Below are 310 nucleotides of genomic sequence, written 5' to 3'. Positions count from 1 at the left end.
AAAATGATGGTGAATTTATCTTTTCAACAGAACATCCAATAGTAACAGCTCGAAAGGAAATGAATAATTGGTTTAAGGATAATAATGGAAAAAGATTGCATTGGGCATTAGATAATTATCAAGAAGAAGGAAAAAGGGAGGAACATTGGTGGATAGATGGTGTTGTTAAATATCACAGAACAATTTCAACATTAATTAATACTCTTATAGACAACGGTTTTGTAATTGAGAAAATTATTGAGCCAGAGTCAACTCCAACAGGATTAGAAAAAATGCCAGAATTAATAAATGAAAAACGGAGACCATCTTC

General features: G+C 31.3%; 1 pseudogene. It reads left to right on the top strand.

The annotated features are described in order from the left end of the window. Positions 1-310: pseudogene (locus MR065_RS27250) on the top strand (SAM-dependent methyltransferase); the annotation flags it as partial.

This window comes from Bacillus cereus group sp. BfR-BA-01383, assembly GCF_022663495.1.
Classification (GTDB): Bacteria; Bacillota; Bacilli; order Bacillales; family Bacillaceae_G; genus Bacillus_A; species Bacillus_A cereus_AU.
Note: the sequence above shows the minus strand (reverse complement) of the source record. Positions and strands in the feature narration are given on the sequence as shown.